General features: G+C 67.4%; 1 pseudogene. It reads right to left on the reverse strand.

Features of this window, described 5'->3' with window-relative positions:
* Positions 1–283: 283 nt before the first annotated feature.
* Positions 284–1147: pseudogene (locus tag BSB02_RS39180) on the reverse strand (IS5 family transposase); the annotation flags it as partial.
* Between the last annotated feature and the right edge of the window lie 144 nt (positions 1148–1291).

The following is a 1291-nucleotide window of genomic DNA, read 5'->3' on the forward strand; positions in this document are numbered from 1 at the left end:
AGAGCCTGCTGACAAAGGCTTAAGTCCTGGTGGGGATGGGCCCGTAGAGAGCGGGTCCGATCTTGCGGATGTAACCCTGGTGGGACCATTGGGAGAGCTGGACGCGGAAGCTGTTGATGTTGTCGATCCCGAGGAGGGCGGCCAACTCGCTGCCTCGCCAGGCTCGCCAGGGCTGGGCGGTCAGCAGTTCCAGGACTCTGCCACGCCGGTCGGGGCTGGTCAGCTCGGGGAGCGGTGGTGGGTCACCCCACCGTCGGTGAGGCTGCCCGCCTGCCAGTTCGCGTGCTAGGCGGCGGGTCATCTGGTGGACGGCGGCCCACCAGATGAAAGCTTCGTGATGTTCGGGCTTGCGTTCGTAGATCCGCACCAGGCGCCGATAGCGCATCAGCCAGGCGAATGAACGTTCCACCACCCAGCGGCGGGGCAGGACGACGAAGCCGCGCATGTCATCACTGCGCTTGACGATGGCAACCGTCAGGCGCAGGACATCGCGTGCCCAGGTGACCAGGCGTCCGGCGTAGCCGCCGTCTGCCCAGAGCAGGGCGATGGTGGTGAACTTCTCCCGCAGCCGGGCCAGCAACGAGTGCGCACCATCGCGGTCCTGCACCGCCGCCGAGGTGACCAGCACGCACAGCAAGAGCCCGAGCGTGTCGGTGGCGAGGTGCCGCTTCTGCCCCTTGATCTTCTTCCCAGAGTCGTAGCCGCAGGCCGCGGCGGTGACGGTCTCGGCGACCTTGACCGATTGGGAGTCGACGCATCCCGCTGTGGGCAGCTCACCGCGTCCGGCCAGGAGGCGAAGACGGCCGCGTAACCGGCCGGCCAGCCGTTCGGGAAGCCCGCGCGCCGACCAGCGCAGGAAGAACGCATACACCGCATCGTGTGGCGGGAAGTCGACCGGCAGGGCCCGCCACTCGATGCTGTACTTGGCCACGTAGCCGATCGCATCCAGGACCGCGCGCAGGTCATGCACCATCGGCCGCCCTGTGGCCTTGACCAGCTCAGCCATCACCGCCCGTGCCTCGCCTTCCAGCACCGCCCACTCGGCATCGGACAGATCCGACGGATAGGCCGGTCTGCGGCCGTGACATCGGCACCCCGGTGAGGCGCAACCACTGGCGTTTTCCGGCGCGGGCGTGTAGACAGGCAACCACGGGCTCCTGGCTGCTGAGATGCGTAGACAACACCTCAGCTATCAGGAGCCCGCTCCTGTTCGCAGGCACGACACGCCGGAAGAACCGCCGAGATCACCCCAACTCGGCCGTACCGACCAAACCCTTCGTCAGCAGGCTCT

It is taken from the genome of Thermoactinospora rubra (assembly GCF_002093975.1).
Lineage (GTDB): Bacteria > Actinomycetota > Actinomycetes > Streptosporangiales > Streptosporangiaceae > Nonomuraea > Nonomuraea rubra_A.